The 25,510-nt window shown below is 73.1% G+C and carries 30 protein-coding genes; 10 read left to right on the top strand and 20 right to left on the bottom strand.

From position 1 onward, the window contains the following. Positions 1-61: 61 nt before the first annotated feature. Positions 62-559 (bottom strand): DUF1269 domain-containing protein, encoded by a 498-nt coding sequence (locus AC559T_RS13070; protein ID WP_165938533.1) that lies wholly within the window; start codon positions 557-559, stop codon positions 62-64. Positions 560-643: 84 nt separating this feature from the next. On the opposite strand from AC559T_RS13070, the gene AC559T_RS13065 reads away from it, so the two are divergent. After that, positions 644-1,168 carry an O-acetyl-ADP-ribose deacetylase gene (locus tag AC559T_RS13065; RefSeq protein WP_498868877.1) on the top strand — a complete coding sequence of 175 codons (525 nt, stop codon included), beginning with the start codon at positions 644-646 and terminating at the stop codon, positions 1,166-1,168. 6 nt (positions 1,169-1,174) lie between these two features. On the opposite strand, the gene AC559T_RS13060 is transcribed toward AC559T_RS13065, so the two are convergent. Next, the gene (locus AC559T_RS13060) at positions 1,175-2,020 is read right to left on the bottom strand and encodes a class I SAM-dependent methyltransferase (protein WP_498868876.1); all 846 of its coding nucleotides are present in this window, start codon (positions 2,018-2,020) and stop codon (positions 1,175-1,177) included. 271 nt (positions 2,021-2,291) lie between these two features. Here AC559T_RS13060 and mshA point away from each other — a divergent pair, with 271 nt between their 5' ends. Both mshA and AC559T_RS13050 read left to right on the top strand, forming a co-directional pair. Further along, positions 2,292-3,596 (top strand): D-inositol-3-phosphate glycosyltransferase, encoded by a 1,305-nt coding sequence (gene mshA, locus AC559T_RS13055; RefSeq protein WP_071066503.1) that lies wholly within the window; start codon positions 2,292-2,294, stop codon positions 3,594-3,596. A gap of 166 nt (positions 3,597-3,762) precedes the next feature. Beyond that, positions 3,763-4,257, top strand: a complete 495-nt coding sequence (locus tag AC559T_RS13050) for a type III secretion system chaperone family protein (RefSeq protein WP_498868875.1) — start codon at positions 3,763-3,765, stop codon at positions 4,255-4,257. A 55-nt stretch (positions 4,258-4,312) separates the two neighbouring features. Here the strand turns inward: AC559T_RS13050 and AC559T_RS13045 are convergent, their stop codons facing one another. Next, a complete protein-coding gene (locus tag AC559T_RS13045) occupies positions 4,313-4,954 on the bottom strand; it encodes a nitrobindin family protein (protein WP_498868874.1) in 642 nt (213 codons plus the stop codon). A 263-nt stretch (positions 4,955-5,217) separates the two neighbouring features. On the opposite strand from AC559T_RS13045, the gene AC559T_RS13040 reads away from it, so the two are divergent. Continuing rightward, on the top strand, positions 5,218-5,580 hold the full coding sequence (locus AC559T_RS13040) for a DsrE family protein (RefSeq protein WP_041254942.1): 363 nt from the start codon (positions 5,218-5,220) through the stop codon (positions 5,578-5,580). Between the two features lie 172 nt (positions 5,581-5,752). Beyond that, positions 5,753-6,001 (top strand): hypothetical protein, encoded by a 249-nt coding sequence (locus AC559T_RS13035; RefSeq protein ID WP_112106930.1) that lies wholly within the window; start codon positions 5,753-5,755, stop codon positions 5,999-6,001. Positions 6,002-6,141: 140 nt separating this feature from the next. Here AC559T_RS13035 and AC559T_RS13030 read toward each other — a convergent pair whose 3' ends face one another. The 9 genes from AC559T_RS13030 to AC559T_RS12990 all read right to left on the bottom strand — a co-directional run bounded on the left by AC559T_RS13030 (position 6,142) and on the right by AC559T_RS12990 (position 12,229). Continuing rightward, positions 6,142-6,441 carry a DUF1416 domain-containing protein gene (locus AC559T_RS13030; protein ID WP_020463590.1) on the bottom strand — a complete coding sequence of 100 codons (300 nt, stop codon included), beginning with the start codon at positions 6,439-6,441 and terminating at the stop codon, positions 6,142-6,144. Between the two features lie 2 nt (positions 6,442-6,443). After that, positions 6,444-7,277 (bottom strand): sulfurtransferase, encoded by an 834-nt coding sequence (locus tag AC559T_RS13025; protein WP_071066507.1) that lies wholly within the window; start codon positions 7,275-7,277, stop codon positions 6,444-6,446. Next, positions 7,274-7,693, bottom strand: coding sequence for a DUF4395 domain-containing protein (locus AC559T_RS13020; protein WP_498868873.1), 420 nt, complete (start codon positions 7,691-7,693; stop codon positions 7,274-7,276). The genes AC559T_RS13025 and AC559T_RS13020 overlap by 4 nt, the downstream gene beginning before the upstream one ends. Positions 7,694-7,786: 93 nt before the next feature. Further along, entirely contained in the window at positions 7,787-7,864 is a 78-nt protein-coding gene (locus AC559T_RS13015) for a putative leader peptide (protein WP_368672084.1), read from the bottom strand. A 37-nt stretch (positions 7,865-7,901) separates the two neighbouring features. Continuing rightward, positions 7,902-8,585, bottom strand: coding sequence for a TlpA family protein disulfide reductase (locus AC559T_RS13010; protein WP_498868872.1), 684 nt, complete (start codon positions 8,583-8,585; stop codon positions 7,902-7,904). Between the two features lie 88 nt (positions 8,586-8,673). Further along, positions 8,674-9,441, bottom strand: coding sequence for an LmeA family phospholipid-binding protein (locus AC559T_RS13005; protein ID WP_131625079.1), 768 nt, complete (start codon positions 9,439-9,441; stop codon positions 8,674-8,676). Continuing rightward, positions 9,438-10,610 (bottom strand): hypothetical protein, encoded by a 1,173-nt coding sequence (locus AC559T_RS13000; protein WP_498868871.1) that lies wholly within the window; start codon positions 10,608-10,610, stop codon positions 9,438-9,440. Before AC559T_RS13000 ends, AC559T_RS13005 begins: the two co-directional genes overlap by 4 nt. Before the next feature lie 227 nt (positions 10,611-10,837). After that, a complete protein-coding gene (locus tag AC559T_RS12995) occupies positions 10,838-11,092 on the bottom strand; it encodes a MoaD/ThiS family protein (protein ID WP_020463596.1) in 255 nt (84 codons plus the stop codon). Between the two features lie 63 nt (positions 11,093-11,155). After that, positions 11,156-12,229 carry an alpha/beta hydrolase gene (locus AC559T_RS12990; protein WP_498868870.1) on the bottom strand — a complete coding sequence of 358 codons (1,074 nt, stop codon included), beginning with the start codon at positions 12,227-12,229 and terminating at the stop codon, positions 11,156-11,158. Positions 12,230-12,319: 90 nt separating this feature from the next. Here AC559T_RS12990 and AC559T_RS12985 point away from each other — a divergent pair, with 90 nt between their 5' ends. Together AC559T_RS12985 and mshD are read left to right on the top strand one after the other, a co-directional pair. Beyond that, the gene (locus tag AC559T_RS12985) at positions 12,320-13,063 is read left to right on the top strand and encodes a response regulator transcription factor (protein ID WP_020463598.1); all 744 of its coding nucleotides are present in this window, start codon (positions 12,320-12,322) and stop codon (positions 13,061-13,063) included. Between the two features lie 402 nt (positions 13,064-13,465). After that, on the top strand, positions 13,466-14,434 hold the full coding sequence (gene mshD / locus AC559T_RS12980) for a mycothiol synthase (protein WP_112106926.1): 969 nt from the start codon (positions 13,466-13,468) through the stop codon (positions 14,432-14,434). Positions 14,435-14,486: 52 nt separating this feature from the next. Here mshD and AC559T_RS12975 read toward each other — a convergent pair whose 3' ends face one another. Beyond that, complete coding sequence (locus tag AC559T_RS12975) at positions 14,487-14,906, bottom strand: STAS domain-containing protein (protein WP_498868869.1); 420 nt, start codon at positions 14,904-14,906, stop codon at positions 14,487-14,489. Positions 14,907-15,414: 508 nt separating this feature from the next. Between AC559T_RS12975 and AC559T_RS12970 the strand changes: the two genes are divergently transcribed. Beyond that, positions 15,415-16,065 (top strand): hypothetical protein, encoded by a 651-nt coding sequence (locus tag AC559T_RS12970; RefSeq protein WP_498868868.1) that lies wholly within the window; start codon positions 15,415-15,417, stop codon positions 16,063-16,065. A gap of 123 nt (positions 16,066-16,188) precedes the next feature. Here the strand turns inward: AC559T_RS12970 and AC559T_RS12965 are convergent, their stop codons facing one another. The 3 genes from AC559T_RS12965 to AC559T_RS12955 form a co-directional block, all read right to left on the bottom strand. Next, entirely contained in the window at positions 16,189-16,602 is a 414-nt protein-coding gene (locus tag AC559T_RS12965; protein WP_235014147.1) for a hypothetical protein, read from the bottom strand. 399 nt (positions 16,603-17,001) lie between these two features. After that, positions 17,002-17,682: a pentapeptide repeat-containing protein gene (locus tag AC559T_RS12960; protein ID WP_498868867.1), complete on the bottom strand. Its 681-nt coding sequence runs from the start codon at positions 17,680-17,682 to the stop codon at positions 17,002-17,004. 54 nt (positions 17,683-17,736) lie between these two features. After that, positions 17,737-18,483 carry a TMEM165/GDT1 family protein gene (locus AC559T_RS12955; RefSeq protein ID WP_498868866.1) on the bottom strand — a complete coding sequence of 249 codons (747 nt, stop codon included), beginning with the start codon at positions 18,481-18,483 and terminating at the stop codon, positions 17,737-17,739. 406 nt (positions 18,484-18,889) lie between these two features. Here AC559T_RS12955 and selA point away from each other — a divergent pair, with 406 nt between their 5' ends. Further along, positions 18,890-20,350: an L-seryl-tRNA(Sec) selenium transferase gene (gene selA, locus AC559T_RS12950; RefSeq protein ID WP_498868865.1), complete on the top strand. Its 1,461-nt coding sequence runs from the start codon at positions 18,890-18,892 to the stop codon at positions 20,348-20,350. Positions 20,351-20,374: 24 nt separating this feature from the next. After that, positions 20,375-21,016, top strand: coding sequence for a hypothetical protein (locus AC559T_RS12945; RefSeq protein WP_498868864.1), 642 nt, complete (start codon positions 20,375-20,377; stop codon positions 21,014-21,016). A 5-nt stretch (positions 21,017-21,021) separates the two neighbouring features. Here the strand turns inward: AC559T_RS12945 and AC559T_RS12940 are convergent, their stop codons facing one another. The 4 genes from AC559T_RS12940 to AC559T_RS12925 form a co-directional block, all read right to left on the bottom strand. After that, positions 21,022-21,816, bottom strand: a complete 795-nt coding sequence (locus tag AC559T_RS12940) for an ABC transporter permease (protein WP_498868863.1) — start codon at positions 21,814-21,816, stop codon at positions 21,022-21,024. After that, complete coding sequence (locus tag AC559T_RS12935) at positions 21,813-22,796, bottom strand: ABC transporter ATP-binding protein (RefSeq protein WP_498868862.1); 984 nt, start codon at positions 22,794-22,796, stop codon at positions 21,813-21,815. The genes AC559T_RS12940 and AC559T_RS12935 overlap by 4 nt, the downstream gene beginning before the upstream one ends. A 143-nt stretch (positions 22,797-22,939) precedes the next feature. Beyond that, entirely contained in the window at positions 22,940-23,698 is a 759-nt protein-coding gene (locus tag AC559T_RS12930; protein WP_498868861.1) for an HD domain-containing protein, read from the bottom strand. 226 nt (positions 23,699-23,924) lie between these two features. Further along, positions 23,925-25,460: a hydantoinase B/oxoprolinase family protein gene (locus AC559T_RS12925; RefSeq protein ID WP_498868860.1), complete on the bottom strand. Its 1,536-nt coding sequence runs from the start codon at positions 25,458-25,460 to the stop codon at positions 23,925-23,927. Between the last annotated feature and the right edge of the window lie 50 nt (positions 25,461-25,510).

Genomic DNA, 25,510 nt, shown 5'->3' with positions numbered 1-25,510 from the left:
GCCCGCTCGACGGCCCGGATCGGGAGCCTGACTCCTCAGCCGGGCTCGGAGCCCTGGCGCCTCAGGCCGGGCTCGACTGAAAGCGCAGGGCGCGGGCCAGGGCCTCCTCCCGCTCCCGGGGCAGCGAGGTTTTGATCACCATCGGATGGTGCTCGCGCAGCGCCGCGATCGCCGCCGGCCGGGACTCGCGGACCAGCGCGAACACCGCCGCACGGCCGGGCTGCAGATGGCCGGCGATGCGCCGGATCATGCCAGTGTCCATCGCCTGGGCCATCAGGAGCCGGCCGGCGAGCGCCCCACCGCCGGCGCCGATCGCCAGGCCCACGACCGGGGCCAGGAAGACGGCACCGACGGTGGCCCCGCACGCCGCGCCGCCCACCGCCGCTGATCTGATCCGCCGTGCCCCGTGCCGCACGTGCACCGCACCGCTGTCCTCGCGCCACGCGACCGCCCGGTCAGCCAGGTCGACCAGCCCCTGCCGGGACAGCCGCCGACCCAGCTCCCAGACCTGCTCGGCCTGGCGCCTGCTGTCGAACCCGAGTACGACCAACTCCGCCACGCCTCCATCGCATCGCAGGCCGTTGACGTCTGGCAAACGGACATTCCCGCGAGGGGCCCGCTCTGGTCTCGGTACTGTGTCCGCATGGTCACGGTGAGGCTAGTTCAGGGCGACATCACCACCCAGGCCGTGGACGCGATCGTCAACGCCGCCAAATCGTCGCTGCTCGGGGGCGGCGGCGTCGACGGGGCGGTCCACGCCGCCGGCGGACCCGACATCCTGGCCGCCTGCCGCCGTCTTCGGGCCGGTGCCCTGCCCGGCGGGCTACCCGTCGGCGAGGCCGTCGCGACCACCGCCGGCCGGCTCGCCGCGAAGCACGTCATCCACACCGTCGGGCCGGTCCACACCCCCCACGAGGACCGGTCTCACCTGCTCCGGTCGTGCTACGCGCGTTCCCTGGCCGTCGCGGACGAGATCGAGGCCCGGACCCTCGCGCTGCCCGCGGTGAGCGCGGGGGCCTACGGCTGGCCGGCCCGCGACGCCGCCGACATCGCCGTGACCACCGTGCTCACCACCCCCAGCTCGGTCACCGAGGCCCGCTTCGTCCTGTTCGACCAGGCCATGCTGCGGATCTTCGCCGAAGCCCTCGAGAACGCCACGACCGGCTGAAGCACCTCAGGACGTCCGCGGCGGGCGGGGTGGCCAGGCGACGGTGAGCTCGCCGAGGCGCCAGCGGCGCGGGCCGTCCAGCACCGACCAGCCGTCCCGCCGCAGCAGCTCGACGGCGCCGATCCAGCGCTGACGTGGCCCGAACGGACCACGCGGAGCCGCCCGCTCCCAGGCCAGATCCAACGCCGCGAGCAGGTCATGGACGTCCTCACCGGGCACGTTGCGCGCGATCAGCGCCTTCGGCAGCCGCGGCGCCAGGTCGGACGGGCGGGCCAGACTCGGCAGGTGCGCTGACAGGGTCAGCGTCCGGGGCACCCCGCCGGGCGGGACCGCGAACCAGCACGCCCGCCGGCCGATCTCGTCGCAGGTCCCCTCGACCAGCAGCCCGCCGTCCTGCAGCCGACCGGCCATCGCCGCCCACGCCGCGCCGACCGCCTCCTCGTCGTACTGGCGCAGCACGTTCATCGCCCGCACCACCACCGGGCGCAGTCCGGCGAGCTCGAAGCCGCCGCGCGCGAACGCCAGCCCCGGCGGACGGGCCGCCGGCGCCGCCGCGGCCACCCGCCCCTGGTCCAGCTCGAGCCCGACCACCCGCAGGTGGGGCCGCACCGGCCGCAGCCGGTCGTACATCTCGACGGTGGTGACCGGCGACGACCCGAACCCGAGGTCGACCACGAGCGGGTCCTCGGCGGCGCGCAACGCCGACCAGGCCGCCGAGGTCAGCCACCGGTCGACGCGGCGCAGCCGGTTCGGCGCCGTCGTGCCCCGGGTGGGCAGTCCGAGCGCCCGCGCCCGCCCCGCCGCCAGCCTCGGCGGCCGCCGCGCGACTGTCACACCCCTCACACCCCCCATCGGAGAACTCGACCACGAAGCACGCTGTTGTACACGGTCGCCGTCATGCCGGGTCGCACTGGCACAGCGTCGCTGTGGTGCAGCGTCACTGTGGTGCAGCGTCGCACTGGCACAGTGTCGCCGTGGCGCGGAGTCGGTCGGATGGCGACGACCTGGTCCGGGCACATACAAGCTCGTACCGAGTGTGCCGGGCGGGCATAGGACGGCCACCGCCCGGTGTTGAACCGCTTTGGCGCCGGTCGTCGGGTAGATCTGCCTGTGGAGGTGGTTGGTGCATCTGGTCGGAGGCGCGCCGCCGGAACATCCCGAACCAGCCCGGCCGAAGCCAGCCTCGCGGGTCGCGATGCTGTCGATGCACACGTCGCCCCTGGAGCAGCCCGGCACCGGCGACGCGGGCGGGATGAACGTCTACGTCATCGAGCTCGCCCGGCAGCTGGCCGTGCTCGGCACCGAGGTGGAGGTCTTCACCCGGGCCGTGAGCAGCCGGCTCCCACCCGCCCTGGAGATCGCCCCCGGGGTCATCGTCCGGCATGTGCCCGCCGGCCCGTTCGAGGACATCGGCCGCGAGGAGCTGCCCGCCTGGCTGTGCGCCTTCACGGCGGACGTCCTGCGCACCGAGGCCGGCCACGCAGCGGGCTGGTTCGACGTCGTCCACTCGCACTACTGGCTGTCCGGGCAGGTCGGGCTGTCGGCCGCCCGCCGGTGGGGCGTGCCTCTGGTGCACACGGCCCACACCCTGGCGCGGGTCAAGAACGCCTCCCTCGCCGACGGCGACCGCCCCGAGCCGGAACCGCGCGTCCAGGGCGAGCAGGAGATCATCAAGGCGGCGACGCGGCTCATCGCGTCGACCGACACCGAGCGCCGTCACCTCACCCAGCTCTACGGCGCGGCGCCGGGCAAGGTGGACGTGGTCGCCCCCGGTGTCGACCTCGACGTCTTCCGCCCCGGCGACCCCCGGGCCGCCCGCGAGCGGGTCGGCCTCGACCCCGACACCCAGCTCCTCCTCTTCGTCGGACGCATCCAGCCGCTCAAGGCACCGGACGTCCTGCTCGCCGCCGCGGCCGAACTCATCCACCGCGACCCCGACCGCCGCGGACAGCTGGCGGTCGTCGTCGTCGGCGGCCCGAGCGGCTCCGGGCTCGAACGCCCGGACTCTCTGGTCAAGCTCGCCGCCGAACTCGGCATCACCGACATCGTCCGTTTCCAGCCGCCGGTACCCCAGGAGCAGCTCGCCCACTGGTACCGCGCGGCGACGGCGGTCGTCGTCCCCAGCCACAGCGAGAGCTTCGGCCTGGTCGCGGTCGAGGCCCAGGCCTGCGGCACCCCCGTGGTGGCCGCCTCCGTCGGCGGCCTGCGCACCGCCGTCGCCCACGGGACGTCCGGAGTCCTCGTCCACGGCTGGGAGCCCGCCGACTACGCCGACGCCCTGGAACGCATCCTCACCGAGGAACGCTGGCGCCGGCACCTGTCGACAGGCGCCCGACTGCGCGCCGCGAGCTTCGGCTGGACAGCGACCGCGAAGGGCGTCCTCGCGAGCTACCAGGCGGCGATCTCACCAGCGGCCGTCGCCGTCTGACCCGCCCCGGCGAGCCGGTCACCGCCGACCCGCTCGGCGGACCAGTCACTCGGGCGTACCCTCCGTCGCCGAGTCGGCTAGCGTCGCCGACGGCGGGTTCGGCCGGGCTCGGCGTCACCGCGCCCGCCCGGCTTGACCGGCACCACGAACGGGGAGGTCCCTGCGCATGACGGCACCCATCGACGGCGCGGAACGCGAACGGCTCGACAAGCTGATCAGTACCGCCCTGGACGACCTCGGCGTGGCCTACGAGCACCCCGACACCGGCGCCTTCCTGGTCACGCTCGAAGGCGAGCACAAGCTGCGCACCATGACCTGGCTCGTGGTCCAGGACCACACGCTGCTCGTCGAGGCGTTCTTCATGCGCGCGCCCGCCGAGAACGCCGCCGGTACCTACGGCTTCCTGCTCAGCCGGAACGCCCGCACCTACGGCGTGCACTTCTCGATCGACCGCGTCGGCGACATCTTCCTGACCGGCCAGGTCCCGCTGACCGCGGTCACCGCCGAGGAGGTCGACCGCCTCCTCGGCTGCGTCGGCTCCTACGCCGACGACAACTTCGACCCGGCCATCGCGCTCGGCTTCGCCGGCGCCATCGAGCGCGAACGCGCCTGGCGCGCCAGGCTGGCCACCGACGCCGGCACCGCCCCCCGCCCCACCTGACGCCCCAGCCGCCGGCCGACAGCCCCGACCGGCCGGTAACCCGGCCGGTGCCGGATCAGGACGGTGAGCGGTGCAGGCGGGCGGAGAGGTGGGACTGCAGCGGCTTGCCGCCGGCCTCCATGTCGATCGCGTACGCCAGGTCACCGCCCTCGACCAGGCCGTACAGCCGGACCGACCGGGTGACCTCCCGGGCGGTGGCCGTCCTGATCAGGACGTTCGAGTCGAGATCGATCCTGGTTCCGGTGACCGTCCCGACGTAGATCTCGGCGATGCCGAAGGGGTGGGCGAGCATCACCTCGACGACCGGGCTCCCGTTCACCTTCCCGTCGGGGTCGGGCTCGGTGGCCGGTGGCTGGACCCGCCAGAAGCCGGTCTCGGTGGCCAGCGGGCTGCCGGGCTCGCGGCCGTCCCGCGGCTCGTCGGCCCACCAGGTGTGCGAGACGTAGCCGAGCGCGGGGCGCCCGTCCGCCGCGAAGGTGATCTCCTGGCCGTAGTGGAACGACTCCATGCCCTCGTAGCCGCCGACGCCTTCGCCGCGCCAGGTCCCGACGAGGAACGCCAGCGGCAGCAGGCTCGGGTGCAGGTCGACCGTCGCGATGTTCCCGGCCGTGCCGCCGGTAGCTCCGCCGCTCGCGGTGTCGCCGTGTGCCGCTCTGTCGCCGCGTGCCGCCGTGTCGCCGGTCGCGTCCGCCCTCATCGTCCTGCCACCTCTCGCCCGGCCGCTCAGCGCTGGCCTCCGTACAGCTTGTAGACGGCGTAGCCGGAGAACCAGGCGATCAGCATCGCCATGGCCACCAGCAGGCCGCTCATGAAGTAGTGCAGCACGGACCACAGCCTAGGCCGTGCCCTGACGCGTTCCGTAACGCCTGCCCCGTACCGCATCTGGCCGGTGCGTGTCCGCCACCAGCCACCAGCTACCAGCCGCCGGCCCGCGGTGGCCCGGCACGGCACACTGGACGGGTGACCCGTTCGCTGCTCGTCAAGGTGACCGCCGGCGCCGACGCCCCGGAACGCTGCTCCCAGGCTTTCACCGTAGCCTCGGTGGCCGTCGCGTCCGGAGTGGATGTCTCCCTGTGGCTCACCGGCGAATCGGCCTGGTTCGCGCTCCCGGGGCGTGCCGCGGAGTTCTCGCTGCCGGAGGCCGCGCCGTTGAACGATCTTCTCGACGCGATTCTCGCCGCCGGCCGGGTGACCCTGTGCACGCAGTGCGCCGCCCGCCGGTCGATCGGCCCGGACGACGTCATTCCCGGGGTCCGCATCGCCGGGGCGGCCGTCTTCGTGAGTGAGGCGCTCGCCGACGACGTCCAGGCGCTCGTCTACTGACGTCCGCTCCGCCGGCGTCCGCAGGTGGCTGACGTTCGCGTTATACGCACCTGCACATGAGCGGTGCGTGTGCACCGAGAATGCGCGCTACTTCTGCACGCGCACGGCAGACCACTGACAGCACACGACGCGGCGCGTTCACCGGAACGCCGGGATGCGCTTTCATGATCGCATGATGCCGGAGTCCGAGATGCTCTTCGCCGTGGTGCAGTTCGAGGGAGCGGGCCGGCACACGGTCCGTCGCGTGGTCGCGCCGTTCCCCGACCGCAGCGCCGCGGCGACCTTCGCCGTCGACAACGACCTGCGTCACTTCACCGTGGGCCCGATGGCCTTCGCGGTCCCCACCAGCATCCCGTTCGGCGTCGTGGACGACGCCGAGCCCGCCGACAGGTTTCCCGCCCCGCGCCAGGCCACAAGCTGACCACCACTCCGGGCCACACTCGTCCCACCTGGGATGGCGCCCCACGCGTAACAGCCGGGTCCCGGGGAGGCGATTCCTCGGGACCCGGCCGCCACCGGGCACCCAGCTGCCAGCCGGATGCCCAGAAGTGTCAGACGAGGTCAGGCCGCGACGTCGACCTGGGTGTCGACCGGCTCGCCCTGCCGGGCGACGACCTTGCGCTCACCGCTCCCGCCGGGGACGAGCGCGCGGACCGTCCACTCGCCGGGGCGGGCGAAGAAACGGAACTGGCCGGTCGCCGAGAGCGGCACCTCCGCGGTGAAGTCGCCGCCGGAGTCGAGCAGCCGGGCGTAGCCGGTCGAGACCGGCGACCCGTCCTTCACCACGACGCCCTGGATCACGGTCTCCTTGGCCACGTCGATTCCTTCCACCGAGGGTCCACCACTGGTAGCGCCACACATGATCAGGCACCCTTCTCGATCGGCACGCCCACCAGGGAGCCGTACTCGGTCCACGAGCCGTCGTAGTTCTTGACGTTCGCCAGGCCCAGCAGCTCGTGCAGGGCGAACCAGGTGTGCGCGGAGCGCTCCCCGATCCGGCAGTAGGCGATGGTGTCCTTCGACAGGTCGACACCGGCCTCGGAGTACAGCTTCTCCAGGTCGGCGTTCGACTTGAAGGTGCCGTCCTCGTTGGCGGTCCTCGCCCACGGGATGTTCTTCGCGGTCGGCACGTGGCCGGCCCGCTGCGACTGCTCCTGCGGCAGGTGCGCCGGGGCGAGCAGGCGGCCGCTGAACTCGTCGGGCGAGCGGACGTCCACCAGGTTCTTGTCACCGATGGCGGTGATGACCTCGTCGCGGAACGCGCGGATGTCGGTACGCGCCTCCGAGGCGGAGTACTTGGTCGCCGCGCGCGGGGTGACCTCGATGGTCAGCTCGCGGCCGTCCAGCTCCCACTTCTTGCGGCCGCCGTCGAGCAGGCGGACCTCGGCGTGGCCGTAGAGGACGAAGTACCAGTAGGCGTAGGCGGCGAACCAGTTGTTGTTGCCGCCGTAGAGCACCACGGTGTCGTCGTCGGCGATGCCCTTCTCCGACAGGAGCTTCTCGAACTGCTCCTTGTTCACGAAGTCACGGATCACCGGGTCCTGCAGCTCGGACTTCCAGTCAAGCCGCACTGCGCCGGGGATATGGCCCTTGTCGTAGGCCGACACGTCCTCGTCGACCTCGACGAGGACGACCTTGGGGTCGCCGCTGTGGGCTTCCACCCAGGTCGCGTCGACCAGCGCGTTCTCACGGCTCATGTGCGTGCTCCCTTCACGGTTGCGGAACGTAGGACGAGGTAGATCTGGCATCCGAGGCAGAATCCGAACGCCGCGTTCAGGAAGGCCGCGGCGAAGGCGAGGGCCGCCGCCGAGTAGCCCAGCGCGGCAGGCCCGGCGAGCAGCCCGACGGTTCCCAGCACGCCGAACACGGCGCCCACGGCCTGGGCGAACCGCGGGGGCGCCTCGTCCTCCAGGTCGGCGGGCGGGCCGAGCCGCGGCCGGACGAGGTGACGGAACACCAGCCCGTAGGGGGCGTTTCGGATCCCGGCCACGGCGCCGACCAGGAAGACCACGGTCTGCGCGAGCAGGAGCCACGGATTACCGGTAATGATCGTTACTGCGAGTACAACAGTGGTCACGGCTGCGGCGAACCGCGGCCCACGTGGATCCACCATGGTGCTGTTCTCCTGACCTGCAAACGAGCTCGGGCAGCCGGGCGGGGCTGCCACACCCGGCCGGCACGGGCGCGGACGTACGTCAACGCGCTGTCAGAAGATGCGACACAAGCAGCTGCTCACGCGGCACAGGTCGACCGCGCGGCGCTTGACCAGCTCAGTGCTGCACATGGTTCGTGTCACGGTAGCAGCGAACGTCACGTCTGTGTTAAGCGTTACCCGACAGACCCACCGAATCACCATCAGTACCCTTCCGATGGTCTCCGGGCGCCGACTCGACGAGCGACGCGAGGGTCGCCAGGACGGCGTCCCGGGTCGGCGGCGCACCGCTCGCCCTGCGTGCCTCGACACCCTCGGCGTCGAGGACGAGCACCGTCGGCGTCCGGCGCACACGCAGCCTGCGCACCAGCTCCAGGTGCGACTCGGCGTCCACCTCGACATGGCGCACCCCCGGCACGATCGCGGCGACGTCGGCGAGCACCCGCCGGACCACCCGACAGGGGGCGCAGAACGCCGTCGAGAACTGCAGCAGGGTCGCGACCTCGCCGGGCACGTGCCCCAGCGCCGCAAGCTCCGCCGTCAGACCACCCCGCCCGCCCCGCGCCGTCTCGCCAGGCGCCGTCTCGCCAGGCGCCGTCTCGCCAGGCGCCTCGGGGCGGTGATCGCCCGGATCAGGGCCCGGCACCGCACCGACACCGGTCACCGCCGCCGGACCCGCGTCCCCACGACCCTCACGTTCACCACCTCCGTGCTGGTCACCGCGGCGCGCGCCGGCGCCCCGGGGACCACCGCGCACCCGGGACACCCGGAACCGGCCGTCCCGCGCCCTGGCCACCAGGCCGACCCCGGTCGCCGCTACAAGTGCCGCCAGCAGGACCCACACGCCGGTCATGGCGGGTGCAGCGCCTCAGGACCGCGAAACCTTCCCACCTCCGTGCGAGGCGCGAGGCGCGAGGCGCGCGTGCGCGCCGGGCCGCGGGTCAGAGGCCGGGTGTGCCCGCGGGGGCGACCGTCGGGGCGACGGTGGCGTCGAGCAGCACGTTCTCCCCACCAGCGGCGAACGTCAGCCGGTCGGCGCCCACTGTGGCGGACCGCAGCTTCATGTTGAACGGCAGCCCGGTCACCGGCACCCGCACCGTGAGCAGTGAGCGGACGGTGTCGAGCAGGCCCGGCGGGATCACCGCCGCCAGGTCGGGGGCCAGGTCGCGCGGGGTGAAGGTGACAGCGTCCGGCGCGACGCCGATATCGGTCGTACCGGAGACGGGGTAGGCCGTGCCGAGGAGATCGACCGTTCCGCCGACCTGGATCCCCTGCCCGGCCGGGCTGATCTTCAGCTGCGAGTTCTGACTGGCCAGGTATGCGTTCAGGTCGTTGAAGGTCAGGTCGACCTCGGCGTCGACCTGGTCGACGGGCACCCGCTCGACCGCGCCGCGCAGGACGTCGGAGAGCGGGAGCCGCACCCCTGTCAGGTCGGCGTGGACGCGATCGATCCGTGTGCCGTCCTGCTCGTAGCCGCGGACCTCGAGCTGGACGTCGCGATACCGGCCGGCGACGACCTGGGTGAGGAAGGGGAAGCCGCCGAGGGACACATCTGGCCGTTGCGCCAGGTTCTCGGCGTTCTGGGCCCTGGTCGCGATCTGGTCGGCGACCACGCGTGCGGCGACCCGGTCCAGCACCCCGACGACGATCAGAGCCACGACCATTGTGATCAGGAAGATGCGCAGGCCGCGCCGGCCACCGGGGCTCATCCGGGAAGCTGCCTGCCGACGAGGTACACCATGGGCGCCGCCAGCGCGATCGGGAGCAGCGCGCCGAGCAGCACCCCGGCCAGGGCGCCTCCCGGAGCGAGAACGCCACGCGAGGCAGGGCTGCCCGAGACAGGGCTGCCCGAGGCAAGGCCACCCGGAGCGAGGCCACCCGGGGCGAGGGCCCCGGCTCGTGGCTCGGAGTCCGGCGCGGACGGTGCCTCGGGCGCGGTCTGGCCCAGCAGGAGGCTCACGCACGCGGCGGCAACGGCCCCGGCGGCGGCGAGGGCGGCCGCCGGGGCCGCCCCGAGGTCCGTGAGCGAGCCGTAGAGCGAGCCCGCACCCGCACCTGCCATGGCGCCGAACGCCGCCGCGATGAGGACCACAGCTCGTGCCACACCCCCGCCCACCGAGCCAGGTCCGCCGGGCGCCGCGAAACGGCCGAGGCCGGCGAGCGCGGCCAGCAGCCGGCCGGCCAGTACCGACGTCCCGGCCCCGATCAGCCCGGCGATCACCATGCTGTCGGCGGGGTTCGGGGCTCCGGCCTCCGAGCGCAGCACCAGGAATCCGGTCAGGAAGGCGGTGACGGCGACACCGCCCAGCGCGGCAGCCATGTCACCGCTGACCCGGTCCGCCGCGCGGGACGGCCGACCCTCCGCGAGCACCGCCGCGGGCGCCGCCGCGGGGCCGGGCCGGTGTACGCGCCGCGCGAGCTGGTAGAGCACCGTCACCGCGAGGGAGACCCCGATGACGCCGGCGACCGTGCCGATCCCATTGTCGTCGTAGCCGTGACCGCCCGCTTCGCCGTCGCCGGGCCAGAGCACGGCGAGGTCACAGGCCAGCGCGCTGCCGGCGACGAGGGCGACGGTTCCCGCCGAGGCACCGAGGGAGCGCGCCCACGCCCAGCCGAGGACAATCTGCGCCGCGAGCAGCACTCCCGCCAGCGCCCAGGGACCAGCGACCGCCGCGAACGCCGCACCGGCGGCCAGCACCGCGACCGTCGCCCCGACGGACACCGCCTCGAGCCCACCCGGCAGAACCGATGGGACCGGCAGGTCCGGTTCGCCCGGCGCGACCGACGGATCCGGCAGGGCCGGTTCGGCCGGGCGTGCCCCACCGACCGGCCGGGCGACTTCCGGCGATCCGGGCGAACCGGGCTCGGGCGTGGGCACCGCACCATGCTGCCACGGTCGATCGACGAAGATTCCAGGGCCCAACGGTGGCTGCATGTGTCCGTGCGTCAGCCGGCCGCGGACGCCCGCCCCCAGCGCCGTCATCGCGACCCAGGCCGCACCGAATCATCGAACTACTTGTCGTTCGCCGTCCCACTCGCCGCTTCAGGAGCAGAGCAGCCCCATCGACCCCGAAACGGCGAGCACGACGTCAAAGAGAGAGCGGCTCATCCCCCCGCGAACGGGGGTAACACCTCGATGAGCGCGCCTTCCCGCAGCGTGACGCTGTCGGGATCACGCCGGCCGACGGGCTCGTCGTCCACCAGGAAGGCGCACCTCGCGAGTACCGCACCGAGGCGCTCGCCCCGGCGTTCGGTGACGTCGGCCAGCGCGGTCGCGAGGGTGGCGGCGTCGAGCTCCTCCTGGGCGACGCCGGCCGCGTCGCGGGCCGCGGCCCAGTACCTGACCATGATGCGTGCCACGGTTCTCCTTCACGTCAGTCCACGTCGACCGCGTCCGGTCAGTCCACGTCGACTCAATCCACGTCAACCGCGTCGTGACCGGCTCCCTCGGCCAGGGCCGGAACGACGCCACTCCCCCGCCGCTCCCCGCCGCGTGACCGGTGGCCGCAGGACTCCGGACGACGGTTCGCCCAGTATTGGGGACGTGTCACCTCCCGGGCCCCGGCCAACCCCCCGGCCAGCGTCGAGACCCGCCCCCAGGCCCTCGGCCGTCTCCCCGGCGATGCGCCCCGCGCGCGCCGACCACTCGGGACGGCCGGCCAGCAGATCGGGCAGGTGGGCGCCGATGCGGTCGAGCAGGCCCGCGGTGGCGGCGGCCTCGGCGTGGCCGAATCCCGGGACCACCCACAGCTGCCCGGTCGGGCCGGCCGCGGCGGCCAGCGCCCGCGGGTGCTCGAGCGTGAAGTACGAGTCACGGTCACCGTGCACGATCAGGACGGGCGTCGGCGCGATCCGTCCGATGAGTTCGACCGGCGAGGGCGGCACCGCCGGCCATGGCTGCGCGGCGATGCGCACGCCCAGGGCGACCCGGGCCGCGGCTCGTCCGGACGCCGTCTCGGCGAACCAGTGGATGCGGCGCATCGGCGCCGTGTCGCGGACGAACCACCGGCTCGCGGCACTGACGGCGACGACCGCGTCCGGACGGTGCCGGACCCGGTGCCCGTGCGCCGGCTCACCGCCGGCTGCCAGCCCCGCGTGCCGGACCACCACGGCACCACCCATGGACCACCCCATAGTGACCACTTCGCGGTAGCCGAGCCGTCGCGCCTCGCCTACCGCCGCGTCGACATCCAGGACTTCGCGGTCCCCGAAAGTGCAGGTGCCGGTCGATCTGCCGTGACCTCGCAGGTCCATCGACAGCACACTCACGTGCGTGCGCAATCCGGCTGTTACAGCACGCAGCGCGGGTCGCCCGATCGATCCGGAGAACCCGTGGACGAGAACGACGCAGACCCCGTGCGGGTCTGTCACCGCGGGAACACGATTACGCAGCTCCGTGGCCAGGATCTCAGCGTCTGCGGTGGGAAGAAGTCGGTAGACAGTAGGAGCGGAGTAGGGCACTCCGCTATCCTCCCCATGGACCGGTGCTCGTTTCATGCCCATGACGGTCGTGGAACGTGGGACACCGGAGACAAGGATCGCTGGGTCGACGCTGCCCCAACACACACCGCACCTGGAGGAGCCGTCTTGAGCGTCGTCCTTTTGCTCACCAACGCCCCCGGTCCGTCAGCCGAGTCCTTCCCGTCGCTCGGCCTGCTCACGCACACGGTCCGGGTGGCACCGCTGGAGGCAAGCGCACTGCTCGACGCACCGCCGGTCGATGTGATCGTCGTCGACGGCCGCCGTGAGCTCGTGATCGCGCGAGGCCTGTGTCGGCTGCTGCGCACCACCGGGCTCACCACCCCGCTGCTCGCCCTTGTCACCGAGGGTGGGCTCGCCGCCGTGTCGGCGGACTGGGGCGTCGACGACGTGGTCCTCGACACCGCGGGTCCCGCCGAGGTCGAGGCGCGGCTGCGCCTGGCCATCGGGCGGGTCGCCGCCGCCGGCGGTACGGCCGAGGCCGGGGTCATCCGGTCCGGCGACCTGTCGGTCGACGAGACCACCTACTCCGCCAAGCTGCGTGGACGTCCGCTCGAGCTCACGTTCAAGGAGTTCGAGCTGCTCAAGTACCTCGCGCAGCACCCGGGGCGGGTCTTCACCCGCGCGCAGCTCCTGCAGGAGGTCTGGGGCTACGACTACTACGGCGGCACCCGCACGGTTGACGTGCACGTCCGCCGGCTGCGGGCGAAGCTCGGGCCCGAGCACGAGGCGATGATCGGAACCGTCCGCCACGTTGGCTACAAGTTCGTGGCGCCGCCGATCTCGCCGCTGCCCGAGTCCGGTGCCAACCGTATGGACCGGGACGACATCCGCACCCCCGAGCGCGTCTGACCTCACCACTGGCGCTACCCGCTCCACAGGCACGGGGCTCGCGCCAGCACCACCGCGCGCGTTCCGAAAGGGTCCGACGGTTGTCGGTGACGACGACCGCCGGACCCTTTCGGCGTTTCCGGCGTCTTCCGCCACCATCGCCCTGCGCCACCGGCGCCTTCCGCTACCGGCGCCTTCCGCCACCGGTCACGGACAGCCATGGTCGGCGTCCGTTGACGCCTGACGTAACCTCGTGGTCACGTGCAGACGCAGGCTCCGCCGCGACCGGGCGGGACACAGGTCCCTGTGCCGCCGCCCCCCGCCGGCGCTCGTCACATTGACACCGGTACCGGGAAGATCGACGTTCTGGGGAACGTCCTCGTGCCGGGCGAATGTCCGGCCCGGACGCACTAACGTCGACTGGTGACCTCGCTGAGCTGGCTCCGCGCGCTCGATGTGGCCGACATCGCCGCCATCACCGACCTGCTGGCCGCGGCCGAGCGGGCCGACGGCAACGGCGGCGTCTCCGAGGACGTCCGCCTCGCCCTCCGCCCCGGCCCGGTCGGTGGCGGCGTGGAGCACCTGGTCGCCCGCGCCGGCTCGGCTGTCGTCGGCTACGCGGCGCTCGGCGGCACGGCCATGGAGCGGCAGGCTGAGCTGGTTGTCCATCCCGACCACCGCCGCAGGGGAGTCGGCACCGCGCTCGTCCACGCCCTCTTCGCGACGACGTCACCGGTCTCGTTGAACATCTGGGCACACGGGGACACACCGGCCGCGGCCGCGCTGGCCGCGCGCAACGGGTTCGACCGGGAGCGGGTGCTCCTGCAGCTGCGCCGGCCCCTGGCTTCGGCCCGCCCCGGTGATCCGGATGATCTGCCAAGGCCCATCATCCCGGCCGACGTGACGATCCGGGCCTTCGAAGTGGGCGTGGACGAGGAGGCCTGGCTCGCCGTCAACGCCGAGGCCTTCGCCGACCACCCCGAGCAGGGCCGCTGGACGCTGGACGACCTGCGTGCGCGGGAGGGTGAGTCCTGGTTCGACCCGGCCGGCTTCTTCCTCGCCGAACGGAACGGCGCCCTGCTCGGCTTCCACTGGACCAAGGTGCACCCGCAGGACCCGGTACCCGAGCACCCCGCCGCGCCGGACCAGCCGGCCGGGCAACCAGGGCCGATCGGTGAGGTCTACGTCGTCGGAGTGGCCTCGGCGGCGGCGGGCACCGGGCTGGGCGCGGCGTTGACGATCGTGGGTCTGCGGCACCTGCGCGACATCGGCCTGGCCTCGGTGATGCTCTACGTGGACGAGGACAACGCGCGCGCCGTCCGTCTCTACACCCGGCTCGGGTTCCGCCGGCACGCCGCCGACGTCTCCTACCGGCACCCGGCGCGCGGCTAGGCCCGGTGCCGTGGATGGACGCAGCGACGGGTCCGCTCAGGGGCCGGGCAGCTCAGGCTCCGCGGCGCGACACCACTCCCGGCCACCGTTCCATGCCACGCGCGCCGCTCGCCCGCGTGCCGTTCGGACGCGCAGCATTGGAGCGCGTGCCGTTCGGGACGGCGACCGAGCCGTGGTCGACGTCGATCACGGTCGTCAGATTGGTCACGTCGAGCAGCCGGTAGGTGTTCTCGTTCAGGTTTCGCAGAATCAGGCGCCCGCCCGCGGACCGCTGCCGCTGGTGCGCGTAGAGGATCACGGCAAGCCCCTGCGAGTCCAGGAACGAGACCTGCTCGAGATCGACGACGATCTCACGAACTCCGGCGATTCGGGCGTCGAGCAACGCCTCCCGCAGCGGTTCCAGTGACGAGTAGTCGATCTCGCCAACCGGGTGCACCACGACAGCGTCCCGACCTGTCACTTCCACACGCACGCTGGGGACCATGGCTCCGCTGTCGGCCGAAACGACGGTGCGGGGCGGGAAGCACGGCCGGCCTGCCTCCCGCGGCGCGACGCGCTCCTGACAAGCGCGATAATCCAGCTACTACCCCTCCGCTATCGGGCTCACACCCGCGCGTCCGTCACGTTTTCATCCGTCCGCGTCTTCGCCGTGGGCGGGCGTGGGAGCAGCCACAGCGATCTCCCCCGGCCTGCGCTGACACCCGATGGCGTAGAACAGCTACCTGAAGCAATCTGGTTTACGTGGAGCAACCGACCGGCGGAATTTGCGTCTCTCTGTGGTCCTGTTTCACGGTGGTCCTGTTTCACGCGGGACGGCCCACCGCGGCCACCTCCACCGATCTCCGCCGCCGATCCGTCGAGGAAAGGCGGATGCCGGGTAAAGCTCCCCGGCCCGCGGGGTGTAATGGCCGAAATTCACATGAGAGCGTCGTCCCGTGAACAGCGATCGAGCAATCCCTCGGCCGCGGACAGGAGTAACGATGCCCCGATCCACCCCCAGCCCCATCACGGCCCCGGCCGCGGCCGTCCCGGGCGCCGCGGCCCCGACCACCGGGCCGCGCGACGCTCACTCCGGGTCACCCTCGGATCCGGCGATCTCCCCGACCGGCACCACGACGGCCCCGACCGACGTCCCGACGTTCCCGAGTGACACCAGGATCTTCGTCGGCCGGGTCGACGGGACCGCCGTCACCGTCACCGTGACGCCCGGTTCGGGGGGCCGTCCGGAGAGTGGGCCCACGGGCGGGTCCCGGGGCGCTCACGTCAATAGCGACAACGAGATCACGGACGACGAGGACACGGAAGGCGAGGAGGAGGAGGAGGTGACCGTGCGGCTGCGGATCGAACCGCCGAAACCGGGCCGTGCCGCCTTCGTCGACCTCGAGCCGGACGAGATCCTCCGCATAGTCGATCACCTGATGACGATCGTCTCCACGCGGCCGGCCGCGTTCCGAGCCGCACCCGAGCCGGCCGGGGGCGCCTCACGGCTCACGGTCGTGGCGACCGAGGGCACGACGGCCGGAGGCCTGCGCCAGGCGCTGGCCTCCGTGCCGGCCGAGGCCCGGTTGCAGGACTTCGTCACCGACACCGAGGTCGTCCTCGTCTTCGGCCAGCACCGGCAGCGGCCCTGAAGACGCTGGTACCGGCGGCGGTCCAGAAGCCGCCGATGCCCGCGGCGGCCCTGAAACCGCAGGTGCCCGCGGCGGGACACCACTGCCGGGCCACTGCCTGCCAGCGGAGAACAGCCAGGTCGGTCAGCCCCCGGGGACGCCGGCCCGCCGCGTGTCCAGATCGGCGCGGTCGGCGACCCAGTACGGGCCCTCGTCCTCCACCACGTCAGCCATGATCACATAGTGGTGGCCCTGATGGCCGGTCGGAAGCAGGCAGGTCATCCCCTCGGCGCGGCACCCGGGGGCCGTGATGGTCCTCGGGGCGGACCACGACAGCCAGACCTCCTCGTTCCCCCATCCCTGCAGTACCGCCATGTGGTTGTCCGGGTGGCCCTGCTGAAGCGCGCAGGTCACCTCGCTGGGCACCTCGTACGCGGCTCCTGGCACATCGTCGAGCCGTATCGCTATCTCTTCGGGCACGCGCTGCCAGGCACCGCAGCTGCCCTCCTCCGTGATCATCTCGTCGCCGTTCCCTCCGCTGTCCGCCGGCAGCCCCATCGCCACCGGTTCGATCGGGCGTATTGGGGCACTCTTCGTGTCCACATCGCCACAAGCGCGATCGACGCACCGATATAAGCACGGACCGTCGCGAGGTCTCCCAGCAGGGCGGAAACATCCCGTTCATGGGTCCGCGCGCCTTTCATCACGTTCCGCATTCCGGCGATCCTCCACCTTCACCCGAAATCAGGAGAATTCCCACTAAGGACATCCGAATCGGTCATCCGGACCGGAGGTCGGGGTCGAGCCTCCGGACCACGGGTACCTCAGGCGACGGCCGTCACGCGCGCGACCGGCGGCCTCGCGGTCGCGGTCGCGGTCCGTCTGTATCACTCCAGCACCGGTATCGCCCGCTACACCGAACGCGACCAGGCACAACCCAGGTACGGGCGGAAACGCTCAGACCACAGATATTCCGAGCGCGGCGGCCATCGGCCCGGCGAGACTCGCCAGGTCCGACGAGTCCACCTCGGCTCCAGCCAGGCCATCGGCTCCCACCACGCCGTCGAAACGACATCCCCGCAGCTGAGCTGCCGCGATCTGCGTACCAGTGAAGATCGCGGAGCTGAGATCACAGTCCTCGAACCGCACGTGGTCGAGCCGTGTGTCCGTCATATCCAGCCCGGAGAGGTCGCAGTTCACGAACCGCGCCCGGCGCAGCAGGCAGGCCCGCAGCGCGAGCCCGTCTGCCCGTACCTGGTCGAACACCACGTCGTTGAGCTCCCCGCGGATCCACACCGTGCCGGACACCCGGCCGCCGGTGACCCGGACCCGCGTCGCGCCGCCCCCGTCGAGCACGATGCCGGCCAGGACGGCCTGATCGGCGACGACGTCGCGCAACCGCAGGCCCGTGACCCGCCCGCCCAGGACACGGGTGCCGGCCAGGACGATCGACTCCACCGTCGTCCCGGTCAGGCCACCGGCGTCCGGGTCGAGTTCGCTGACGGCCGCGGCCAGGTCGTCGACGGTTCCACGGACGACCCGGCGGCCACCTCCCGCGGACGCGGCGGCACTCCCGGGCTGGTCGTCGATGGCCGGAGGGAGCGGCTGCCAGAGGTCGGTCCTGCGTCGCGGCGGCATGTGCGGAGTCTGCCGCGCCGCGTTCGGCCGGCGAACCGGGCCCGTGCCGGGCGGTCAGCCGCGGATGGCGTCCACGAGCGAGATCAGCGCCAGTGCCGTGAACGCGACCGCGGCGATCCGCGTGATCACCTTTACCGACAGGACACGAAGCAGCCCACGACCGCCGACGATGGCCAGACCCGCGACGGTCCACAGCGCGAGGACCGCGCCGAGCCACACCGCCACCGGCGCGGAGAACCGGGCGGCGAGGTTCGCCGTCGAGAACTGTGTGAGGTCACCGAGTTCCGCGACGAACACGACCGCGAAGGACGTCGCCGCGACCCGCGGGAACGTGGACCGCGACGGGTCCGCGCTCGCCGGGCGCGCCGAACTCGGCTCCGCAGCGGGAACCGGGCCGGACGCATGCCCGGTGCCAGCACCGCCAGCCGCACCGTCAGCCGCACCGGCACCGCCCGCCGGCTCCGCGACCACGGTGGCAACCCTCGGCGCGGGCAGCGCCTCGGCCGGGCTGGGCTCGGACTCGTCCGTGGTCTCCTCGCGTCCCTCGCGGAGCACCAGCACCGCGCCGAGCGCGAACAGCACCGCCGCGACCGCGTCGACGAGCCGCCCGGGCAGCAGCGAGATCGCGCTGCCGGCGGCGACCGCCACTGTCACGTGGATCGCGAAGGCGGCCGCGACACCCGTCCAGACGTAGAGGGGACGGTAGCGGCTGCCCAGCACGAGGCTCGCCACCATCGTCTTGTCAGGCAGTTCCGCCAGGAAGATCACACCGAAGGTGACAAGTACGGCGGTGAGGCTCACGGCTCGGGTCCCTCTCATTGGAGCCGGGCCGGGACGGGAGCCGCCTTCGACCCGGCATGACAGCCAGATCGAAGGTCTCGCCCACCTGACGGAGGTCAGGCCCGACGGCCGGGCCCGAACAGGTCGGGCCAGTATGTCGACGCGCCGGACCGTGCGGCTCCCCGGCGGCCCGACGACCGCGGCGCATCCGCCGCGCACGGAGCGCGGTGACACGGGCGCGGCGATCGGACACGGCCGGTGGCCACACGGCGGGGCTACTCCCCTTCAGCTCCGAAGCTACCCCCAACAACGCCCTGACGGAACCCACGGCGATCCCGTCTCAGGACGACAGTCAGGCCACGCATCGGGGACAGACGACGGAGAGCCAACCATCCATCACAGATAAGGGCCATTAACATCACTCAAGGTGACCGCCGATCCAGGTCGACCTCTTACCGAGCCGACGCGGTTCCTCACCACGCCCGCGCCGACCGCCGTGCTGGTGGCGCCCGCCCGGCAGGCCGGAGGCCCACGCCCGGTGATCAACGCCACCGGCATTCTCCTGCACGACGGCCTCGGCCGCGCGCCGCTGTCCCCGGCGGCCCGCACCGCGCTCGACGCCGCGGCCGGGACCTGCGACGTCGAGGTCGACCTGGTCACGGGTCGCCGCGGCCGGCGCGGCCGCACGGCGATGACCGCGCTGGCCGCGGCCGTGCCAATGGCCCGTTCCGTGCACGTGGTCAACAACAATGCGGCCGCGCTCATCCTGTCGGCCGCGGCGCTCGCGGGCCGCCGGGAGATAGTCATCAGCCGCGGCGAGCTCATCGAGACAGCCGACGGGCTCCGCCTGCCCGAGCTGCTGACGTCGACCGGAGCCCGGCTGCGCGAGGTTGGGACCACAAATCGGACCACACTCGGCGACTACGCCGACGCCATCGGGCCAGGCACCGGTTTCGTACTTCGGGTACATCCGCCCAGTTACCGGGTCGTCGGGCTGACGACGGCCCCGGCGCTCGCCGATCTCGCCGAGCTGTGCGCCGGCCGCGGTGTGCCACTCGTCGGCGATCCCGGATCCGGACTGCTGCACCCCGAGCCCGCCCTGCCCGACGAACCGGACGCCTCGACCTGGCTGAGCTGCGGGGTCAGCCTGGTCACCACCTGCGGCGACAAGCTTCTCGGCGGGCCGCAGTGCGGCCTCGTCCTGGGCCGCGCGGACCTGGTCGACCGGCTGCGCCGGCATCCGCTCGCCCGCGCCCTGCGGGTGGGCAAACTGACGTTGGCCGCACTGGAGGCCACGCTGGGCACCGGGGACAACCCCGTCCGCAGGTCGCTGCGCGCCGAGCCCGCCGAGCTGCGGCACCGGGCCGAGCGGCTGGCGTCCTGGCTGCGGCAGTCCGGGGTCCCTGCCTCCGCCGTGACCAGCCGGGCGGTCGTCGGCTCGGACGGCATCGACGACACCGCCCGGGCCGGGGCCGCCGTGCGCCGCGGCGCCGTCGGAACCGGAGCGGGCCACGGCGGCCACACGGTCTACGGGTCGGGGCCGGAGGTGTGGGAGAGCGGCCTGCCGAGTGCGGCCGTCGCGCTGGACGCGACCCTGGCCGCCTTCCTGCGCCGCGGCCGCCCGTCCGTCCTCGGACGGGTCGAGCAGGGCTGCTGCCTGCTGGATCTGCGGTCGGTTCCACCGGACCTGGACCCCGTCCTCGCCGCGACGGTGCTCGCCGCCGCGGCCGAGTCGGGTACCGCCACCGCCGGCGACCTCCACGCGCTCTCCGCGGACACGCCCGCCTCCGCCGTTCCTTCGGCGGCCACCGGCTGGACGGATCCGGCGAGCTGGGAAGGGCCGGGCGCCGACGCCGGGTCCGACGTCGACGCGGTCACCTTGCAGTGAGCGAACCGGCGTGAGCGTGGCCCGGTGACCCTCGGCCCGGTCAGCGAGGGCTCGGTAAGCCGTGGCCCCGTCAGCCGAGACTCGGTCGGCCGCGGCGCGGTCAGACGTGGCGCCAGCTGGGCCGGCGGATTCGTCATCGTCACCCACGGCCTGGTGCACCTGCTGGTCTGGCCGGGCGCACCGCTCGGGACGGCCGGCGCGGGCGGCGGCAAGCGCCTGCGCTGGAACGGCGACTCGTGGTCGTGGCAGCCGGGGTGGCTGCCGGCCGTCGTGGTCCACTCCGTCGGGGGGGCGCTGCTCGCAGGCGCGGTCCTCGGTTGTGTGCTGGGCGGGCTCGCGCTGCTCGGGCTGCCCGGCGTCCGCCGCTTCCCGCTGCTGACCAGCGCGGTCGGGGCCATCTGCTCGCTGCTGCTGTTCGCCCTCGTCTGGCCCGGCCTCGAACCGGACGCGGCCGAGTTCACCGCCGGGCCGGTGCTCAGCGGAGTCCTGCTGGCCGGGGCGGGCGTCGCCGCGCTGCTACGCCGACGAGCCCGCCGCTCCTCCGGCGACACACCCGCCACCAGCCCGCCCGCCGGCGACACACCCGCCACCAGCCCACCCACCGGCAGCCCGCCCGCCGGGCATCCGACGCCTGGCGGACGTCCGACACCCGCCACCGGCAGGTGAGGCCGTCAGGAGACCTCGCGGCGCAGGGTGCGGACGAAGCCGGCCACCAGAGGCACCAGGACCCACAGCGCAGACGAGACGGCCATCTGGCCGAGATGGCCGTCGAACCGCGCCTCCTGCATCCAGGTCACCGACTGCGCGCTGTCCAGCCACGGACTCAGCTTCCGCAGCACTCCGAACGAGAAGACGACGCCCCACAGGGTCGGGATGAGGTAGACGCTCACGATCGCGGCCGCGCTCGAGCCGAACAGCGCCGCGAAACCCATCGCCGAGACCGTCCCGACCACCGAGGCGAGCACGAGCCCCAGGACGAGCAGGCCCCACGGGCGGTCGGCGACGACCGAGCGGCCCAGCCCCCACTCGGCGACCGCCATCCCGCCCAGCGCGATCACGAAGGTCGCGACGACCGCGAGCAGGGCCAGGATCACGCCGACCGTGATCTTCGCGGTGAGCACCCGCGCGCGGCGTGGCTCCTGGGTGAAGGTCACCAGCACCGTGCGCTGCGTCCACTCGCTGGTCAGCGCCAGGATCACGACGACCGGCAGCAGCACGCCGAACCCGACCGAGCCGAGGCCTAGATAGACCGATGCCCACTGGTCGACGTCGTCCGGGAGCAGGAGCGGGACCAGCTGGCACAGGACGGACACGGCGGTGGCGACGGCCAGCAGCCATCGCGTGGCGCGGGTGCCCAGGCACTTGTCCCACTCCACCCGCACCAGCCGGGCGAACGGGATCGGGACGGCGGCCGGCCGCGGTGCCACCGCGCCGGGGCCACCGGTTCTCGTGGCGGTGACGGTCATCGGGCCGCCTCGGTCCGGGCAGCGGTGCCGGCGGCGGAGCCGGCAACGGAGCTGGCGGCAACGGTGCCGGTGCCGGCGGGCACATCCGTGGGGAGGGAGGCGGTGAGCGAGAAGAAGAGGTCCTCGAGGGTTCCGTGGTCCGCCGGGCGCAGCTCGGTCACGAGCACGCCGGCGCCGACGGCGGCCCGGGCGACGTCCGCCGCGGTCGTGCCGGACGAGACGTCCACCAGCAGGGCCCCGTCCGGATTCGGCGTGAACGGGATCGCCGCCCGGGACAGTGCCGCCGCCAGCGCGGCCCGGTCCGGCGCGCCGACGATCAGCCCGGCGGGGGCGAGCAGCTCGTCCAGCCGCCCGCGCGCCACCACCGCGCCCGCGGCGATGACCACGAGCCGGTCGACGGTCGCCTGCACCTCGCCGAGCAGATGACTCGACAGCAGCACCGTCCCGCCGCGCGCGGCGAACTCCCGCAGCAGCCGGCGCATCCAGGCGATGCCCTCCGGGTCGAGGCCGTTCGCCGGCTCGTCCAGGATGAGGACGTACGGGTCGCCGATCAGCGCCTGGGCGAAGCCGAGCCGCTGGCGCATCCCCAGCGAGTAGGTGCCCGAGCGGCGGCCGGCCGCCGGGCCGGCGAGACCGACCAGGTCGAGCATCTCCTCGACCCGCCGGCGGGGTACGCCGGCCATGTCCGCGGCCGTCCGCAGGATCGCCCGGCCGCTGCGGCCGCGGTGGGTCGCGGACGCGTCCAGCAGCGTGCCGACCGCGCGGGAGGCGTTGGGCAGCGCGGCGAACGGATGTCCGTCGACGGTGGCCTGGCCGGCGTCCGGCCTGGTCAGGCCAGTGATCATGCGCAGTGTGGTGGACTTGCCGGAGCCGTTCGGGCCGAGGAAGCCCGTCACCGTCCCCGGTTCGCAGGTGAAGGAGACGTCCCGTACGACGGTGGACGCCCCGTAACGTCTGGTCAGCGACTCGACACGAATCATGGCGATGATCGTGCCGGCCGACGCCCGTCGCGGGCATCGGCCGAACGGCGACTCCGCATCGACGACCGGCTCTGTCTCCGCTCCGGCCAGCGACGGTCGGCCGTGGCCGGAAGGTGATCCGCGCCGGCGGCCGAAGACAGCCCTCAGGCCAGGGAGAGCGCCGAGAGCTCGCGGTTGAGGTTGGCGCGGGCGGCCGGCTCCCAGTGCCTGCGGGCCCAGGAGGTCGCGTAGATCTCCCCGTCCAGCAGATGCCGCAGGATGGCGCCGCGTCCGGAGGCCCAGGTGCCGCCACCGACCCAGGCGTACTCCAGGCGCACCCGGCGGACATACCGGTCGTAGGCGGGCGCGGGACGCGCGAGCACCCGCAGGTCGGCGTCGTTGACGAACGCCTCGTCGGCGGACACCGCCCGGTGCCCCGCCGTGGCCTCGACCAGGCGGCACACGTCGGCGATCGCCTCGGCCTGGCAGCCGAGACGGGTCAGGACGCCGGCGGCGAGCTCGGCGGAGCGCTGTTCGTTGTCCCTCGCCCGGGAGTCGTAGACGACGTCGTGGAAGTGCACGGCGAGGAGGCAGACCGGTAGCCGCACCTCGGCGGCCTCGGCACGGTCGGCGGCGATCAGCAGGTGGAAGGCGGCGGTCGTCTCCGCCACGTGCCGCAGGGTGTGGTAGTGCCGACCAGGTTCCTGGTACCTCCGGACAAGGTCCACGAACGCGGCGACCCGTTCCCCCGGGTCCGCCGTCGCGCCGACCGCGACCAGCGCGCCGTCGAACGCCCTGGCCAGCGGTGAGCGTGGGGCAGGGGCGGTCACGGCCGCGGCGGTCACGGCCGCGGGCACGGGCACGGGCACACCGGGCACCGCGGCCACTGCCATCGCGGCGCCAACACCGAACTCAGCCTCCATGTGGCCTCCCGGTTCCTCGCATCCCGGTCGGGTCACCCTCGATCGTGAACGCTGCGTGGTCCGTCCGCAGCCGATTACATAGATCTACCGATCACACCTTTGACCTATGGGTATCCCAGTGCACAGTGCCGCAGTCGAACACGCGCGCGAAGGTGGGCGCGTGGCCGTCCAGATAACGATCGACAGCCAGAGGTACACCCTGCGTGATGATGTCGATCCCGAGGAACTACGGCGGCGGGCCCCATCCGCCACCGCCCGGTGTGCGCAGGGTGACGACCGACCCGGCAGGGAGCTGCCGGCTCGCCTTCGGCGGGAGCGGAACACCGTCAACATCGTTGTGCCCGACCGCGCCGGGCCCACCGCCCGCCACCCCACCGGGCGCGTGCCGCCGCCGGTCGGTCAGGACGGACAGCGTCGCCGGCTCCAGCACCCGCACCGAGCGCACGAGGCCGTCCCCGCCCGGATGCCTGCCGGGCCCACCCGTGCCGTCGGCCAGCTCGTAGCGCTCCACCCGCATCGGGTATTCCAACTCGAGCGCCTCGATCGGGGTGTTCAGCGTGTTCGTCATCCCCACGTGCACCCCGGAGGGGCCACGGCCGCGGGCGGACGCGCCCTGCCCCCCGCCCAGCGTCTCGTAGTACGTCCAGGTCGCGCCGCCGATCACCAGATTGTTCATCGTCCCCTGCCCGGGCGCCGCCAGGACGTCCGACCCGGCGCCGACCGCCAGCCGCAGGGCCGCCAGCACCGTGTCGGCGATGCGCTGCGATGTCTCCACGTTGCCCGCCACGACGGCGGACGGGCGTTGCGCGTCGACCAGCGAACCGGGCTCGGTCACCACGGTCAGCGGGGCGTAGGTGCCGTCGCCGGTCGGGACGTCGTCGGGCAGCAGCACCCGCAGCGCGAAGCAGCACGCGGAGCGGGTCACCGCGCGCGGGCAGTTGACGTTGCCGCGCACCGCCGGTGACGTGCCGGTGAAGTCGACGGTGATGCCGTCGCCCTCGATGGTCACCGCGACCCGCAGCGCTATGTCCCGGTCGTCGACGCCGTCACCCTCGAGCTCGCTCTCCACCCGGTGGACGCCGTCGGGCAGCCGCGCGATCACCGCCCGGCTGCGCCGCTCGCCGTAGCGGAGTACCTCGGCGAACGACTCCAGGACGAGCCCGGTGCCGTGCCGGCGCGCGAGCTCAACCAGCCGGGTGGCGGCCAGCCCGTTCGCCGCCGCCTGCGCGCGCAGGTCACCGCGGCGCAGGTCGGGCGTCCGCGAGTTCGCGCAGATGAGGTCGAGCAGGTCCTCCTCCCAGCGCCCCGCCCGGACGAGTCGGACCGGCGGGATGATCAGGCCCTCGGCGAAGATCTCGGTGGAGTCCGCGGGCATCGACCCGGGACGCATCCCGCCCATGTCGGAGTGGTGCGCCCGGGTGGCCGCGTAGCCGACCACCTCGCCGTCGAACGCGAGCGGGGAGATCAGCGTGACGTCGGGCAGGTGGTTCCCGCCGGAGAACGGGTCGTTGAGCACCCACACGTCACCAGGCAGCGGCCCGCGCTCGGCGACCACCCGGACCGACTCGTACATGGCGCCCAGGTGCACCGGCACGTGGGCGGCCTGAGCGATCATCCGGGCGTCCACGTCGAAGATCGCCGCCGAGCAGTCGCGCCGCTCCTTGATGTTGGACGAGTACGCGCTCCGGACGAGCAGCGTCCCCATCTCCTCGGCGATGCCGCCCAGCGCACTGGACACCACCGACAGCGTCACCGCATCCATGCCACATCCATGCCACCAGCGTGGCAGCCCGCCGGCCGCCGCCGCGCCGG

The organism is Frankia sp. Hr75.2 (assembly GCF_949319125.1).
GTDB classification, from domain to species: Bacteria; Actinomycetota; Actinomycetes; order Frankiales; family Frankiaceae; genus Parafrankia; species Parafrankia soli.
Note: the sequence above shows the minus strand (reverse complement) of the source record. Positions and strands in the feature narration are given on the sequence as shown.

What these genes read in the sequence shown, in the direction of transcription:
- AC559T_RS13065 (WP_498868877.1), top strand. Translation starts at nt 644, where the DNA reads ATGGTCACGGTGAGGCTAGTTCAGGGCGACATCACCACCCAGGCCGTG.
- AC559T_RS13060 (WP_498868876.1), bottom strand. Translation starts at nt 2,020, where the DNA reads ATGGGGGGTGTGAGGGGTGTGACAGTCGCGCGGCGGCCGCCGAGGCTG.
- AC559T_RS13050 (WP_498868875.1), top strand. Translation starts at nt 3,763, where the DNA reads ATGACGGCACCCATCGACGGCGCGGAACGCGAACGGCTCGACAAGCTG.
- AC559T_RS13045 (WP_498868874.1), bottom strand. Translation starts at nt 4,954, where the DNA reads ATGAGGGCGGACGCGACCGGCGACACGGCGGCACGCGGCGACAGAGCG.
- AC559T_RS13035 (WP_112106930.1), top strand. Translation starts at nt 5,753, where the DNA reads ATGATGCCGGAGTCCGAGATGCTCTTCGCCGTGGTGCAGTTCGAGGGA.
- AC559T_RS13030 (WP_020463590.1), bottom strand. Translation starts at nt 6,441, where the DNA reads ATGTGTGGCGCTACCAGTGGTGGACCCTCGGTGGAAGGAATCGACGTG.
- AC559T_RS13025 (WP_071066507.1), bottom strand. Translation starts at nt 7,277, where the DNA reads ATGAGCCGTGAGAACGCGCTGGTCGACGCGACCTGGGTGGAAGCCCAC.
- AC559T_RS13020 (WP_498868873.1), bottom strand. Translation starts at nt 7,693, where the DNA reads ATGGTGGATCCACGTGGGCCGCGGTTCGCCGCAGCCGTGACCACTGTT.
- AC559T_RS13015 (WP_368672084.1), bottom strand. Translation starts at nt 7,864, where the DNA reads ATGTGCAGCACTGAGCTGGTCAAGCGCCGCGCGGTCGACCTGTGCCGC.
- AC559T_RS13010 (WP_498868872.1), bottom strand. Translation starts at nt 8,585, where the DNA reads ATGACCGGCGTGTGGGTCCTGCTGGCGGCACTTGTAGCGGCGACCGGG.
- AC559T_RS13005 (WP_131625079.1), bottom strand. Translation starts at nt 9,441, where the DNA reads ATGAGCCCCGGTGGCCGGCGCGGCCTGCGCATCTTCCTGATCACAATG.
- AC559T_RS12990 (WP_498868870.1), bottom strand. Translation starts at nt 12,229, where the DNA reads ATGAAACGAGCACCGGTCCATGGGGAGGATAGCGGAGTGCCCTACTCC.
- AC559T_RS12970 (WP_498868868.1), top strand. Translation starts at nt 15,415, where the DNA reads ATGCCCCGATCCACCCCCAGCCCCATCACGGCCCCGGCCGCGGCCGTC.
- AC559T_RS12965 (WP_235014147.1), bottom strand. Translation starts at nt 16,602, where the DNA reads ATGGGGCTGCCGGCGGACAGCGGAGGGAACGGCGACGAGATGATCACG.
- AC559T_RS12960 (WP_498868867.1), bottom strand. Translation starts at nt 17,682, where the DNA reads ATGCCGCCGCGACGCAGGACCGACCTCTGGCAGCCGCTCCCTCCGGCC.
- AC559T_RS12940 (WP_498868863.1), bottom strand. Translation starts at nt 21,816, where the DNA reads ATGACCGTCACCGCCACGAGAACCGGTGGCCCCGGCGCGGTGGCACCG.
- AC559T_RS12935 (WP_498868862.1), bottom strand. Translation starts at nt 22,796, where the DNA reads ATGATTCGTGTCGAGTCGCTGACCAGACGTTACGGGGCGTCCACCGTC.
- AC559T_RS12930 (WP_498868861.1), bottom strand. Translation starts at nt 23,698, where the DNA reads ATGGAGGCTGAGTTCGGTGTTGGCGCCGCGATGGCAGTGGCCGCGGTG.
- AC559T_RS12925 (WP_498868860.1), bottom strand. Translation starts at nt 25,460, where the DNA reads ATGGATGCGGTGACGCTGTCGGTGGTGTCCAGTGCGCTGGGCGGCATC.